The sequence below is a fragment of the Nonomuraea sp. NPDC051941 genome (genome assembly GCF_044593615.1).
Map to the genome: position 1 here is coordinate 1 of NZ_JBIUCF010000133.1, position 2708 is coordinate 2708.

The 2708-nt window shown below is 68.2% G+C and carries 2 protein-coding genes; both read right to left on the minus strand.

Annotated features, from left to right (window positions below):
- Positions 1-341, minus strand: a 341-nt coding sequence (locus ACIHFD_RS67745) for a protein kinase (protein ID WP_397375948.1), incomplete at its 3' end; no start/stop codon positions are given.
- A 1448-nt stretch (positions 342-1789) separates the two neighbouring features.
- Positions 1790-2458, minus strand: a complete 669-nt coding sequence (locus ACIHFD_RS67750) for a LysR substrate-binding domain-containing protein (protein ID WP_397375949.1) — start codon at positions 2456-2458, stop codon at positions 1790-1792.
- Positions 2459-2708 lie beyond the last annotated feature (250 nt).

Sequence of the window (2708 nt, forward strand, 5' to 3'; positions counted from 1 at the left end):
AGGCGGCGCAGCCGGTCGCCCTCGTAGGGGCCCGACTCGGCCACGACCTGCCGCAGGCTGAGGCCGGCGACGTACTCGCTGACGATGTACAGCGGGGCCGCCTCGACCTGCGCCTCGATCACCTTGGCAGTGCAGAACGAGGCCACCCGCTGGGCCGCCGACGCCTCCTTGGCCAGTCTGGCCCGCGCCTGCGCGCTCTCGGACCTGGGCACCTTGATCGCGACCCGCTCGCCCCGCTCGCCGTACGCCTCGTAGACGACGCCCTGGCCGCCCGCGCCGAGGCGGCCGACCAGCCAGTACCGTCCCAGGCGGTGCGGGTCGGAAGAGGTGAGAGGAACCATCAAGTCCGCCATTCTGTTCGATCGGGGTCTTCCCGGACCATGGGGCGGCGGATGTTGAGGCGTTGTTGAGGATCTGTCCAGTCGGCCGGCAGGCGCGCGTGTGCCGCTCAAGGACAGGGGCGCGAGCATTCTTGCCACCCGGGAGGTCGCCGCCGAACGACCGCGTTCGCTTCGCCGTACCGGTCGCCGGCCCCGCCCATCCGGATGGCCAGGGCATCCAGGTCAGCCCGTTCATCTGCGGACAGGCGGCGGTTGCCGGGGATCGGCACGATTCAGGCCTGCCGGGCCAGCAGCCAGGCCAGGGCGATTTGGGTGGACATGGCGCCCTTCTTTCGGGGCGACGCGGCGAATCAGTTCGACGAGGGGCTCGTTGGCGGCCAAAGCCTGTGGGGTGAAACGCGGGAAGCGGGTGCGGATGTCCGTGCTGTCGAAGGAGGAGTTGACGTCGACGGTGGCAGTGAGGAAGCCATGGTCCAGGGGACTTCAGGGAATGAAGCCGATGCCAATGCCGAGTTCGTCGCAGACGGGCAGCACGCTGGCCTCGGGGCGCGGGCCCAGACCACCCTTAGGGGATTCGCCACAGGGTTGCGTGTTGGGAGGTGTCGATGCCTTGGTAGGAGTCGGCGTTGGTGCTGATGTGTCCGGCTGTGTACCGAGGATACGACACGGGCAAGTCGGCCACCGGCCGTTCTAGGGCCGTCCAGCGGGCGACCTCGCCCGAGGAGCGAGAGCGAGCGATTCATCCTGGGACGAGGCCATCGCTAGATCTACCCAGGTCAAAAGTGCATATGTCCCCGCGCCGCGCCCGCGCGGATGCTTCGTCAGCGCGCGCCGACCGCGCATGCTGGGTCTGCGGTTCTTCTCCTGCTCATAGAAGGCCGACCGGTCGCCGTATGGAGCCCTAAGGCCGGAGCTTGGTGCCAAGCCAAGCGCATGAGTCAGCCCCGGGGGCGACGTCGGGGGGTGTCCGCCCCCGGGAGCTGACTTGGGCAGCCACACCCCGCGCGAGTGGCGGCCTCGCCAGGGTCGGCGTGACATGCCGGGAGAACCCCCGGGCGAGGCCGCTTCTCCAGCCCCATACCCAGGCTGCGCTCCGATAGCCGCCAGCACAGCAAAGCCCCACCAGGGCGCGAAAGGACGGGCACCCCTTCCCTGGTGAGGCGCGACCATCGTAAAGCCCAGCCAGCGCCGCGTGTGATGAGTTTCCCTAGTACATCAAGCCGCCCGGCCGAGCGGGCGGAACGCGCGGGCTACCGTCCCGCGGCATTGATCTTGTTGAGTGGGCGCCGTCGCCGCCCGCCATCGCGCGACCGTGCCGCAGGTGGCCCTGGCCTGGCTGCTGGCCCGATCGCCGAACATCCTGCTCATCCCCGGCATAGCGTGGTCAGGTGACTGAGGCTCGGAGGTCTCCGCTCGGATCCGGCTCTCGTCAGAGGAGAGGGCTCTTGTCAGAGGCGAGAAGGCAGGGGGCCGAGATCGGTGACGACTCGGGCGAAGGCCCGGATGAGGTCGTTCTCCGCCTCTGCCCGCCAGACCAGGCCGAAGGCGAGAGGCCGCAGATTGGTGATGGGCAGCCAGGCGATGTCGGGACGGGAGAAGTAGCGGGTGGAGTGGGCGGGCAGGACGTTGACGATCTCACTGATGCTGACGAAGGAGAGCAGCTCGTCCATGTTCGTGACGAGCGGGCCACGTTCAATCGTGTAACCGCGCGGGGTCTGGAAGGGGACGAAGGTGTCCTCCCAGTAGTCGGGAACGGGGCTGGCTTGGGAGTGGCAGAAGTGGGCGATGTCCTCCACGGAGACCGCCGATCGTCCGGCCAGTTCGTGGTCGGCGGCGACGGTCAAGAGGCGGAGCTCCGCGAACAGTGTCGGGCCGACCGTGAGGTCAGGCTCCTCGACGGGCAGCCAGGTGACCAGGATGTCGGCCTCGCCACGCCGCAGGACGCCGAAGGGGTCGACGAAGGATGCGTGGCGGAGCCGGAGTTCGCAGTACGGGTGCTGGGTGCGGAAGGTCGCCCAGTAGGGGCGCAGGTCGTGGCTGTTGACCGGCATCATGCCGATCCGGAGCCGGGCGGTCTTGCCTCGGGCGGCCAGCTTGGCTCGCTGCATGCTGTCCATCAGCCCCGCGTAGAGGGGCCAGAGATCGCCACGTAGCTGCTCGCCGACCGGTGTCAGCCGTACCGCCCGTGTGGTCCGGTCGAACAGGAGGGCGCCGATCTGGCGGCACTGGCCAGGCCAAGCATCACAAGATCAACACGTTTGGGGGCTCATCACGCGATTCTTACCGGCAGGCCTTGAAAGCCCAGAGTTCAGGCGAACCGAAGGTCTCTCACGCTGAACCTAAGGGTCTTCAGACTTCATGGACGGT

Excerpts from the sequence above, each read along its gene's own strand:
- ACIHFD_RS67750 (WP_397375949.1), bottom strand. The coding sequence starts at position 2,458 with ATGGACAGCATGCAGCGAGCCAAGCTGGCCGCCCGAGGCAAGACCGCC.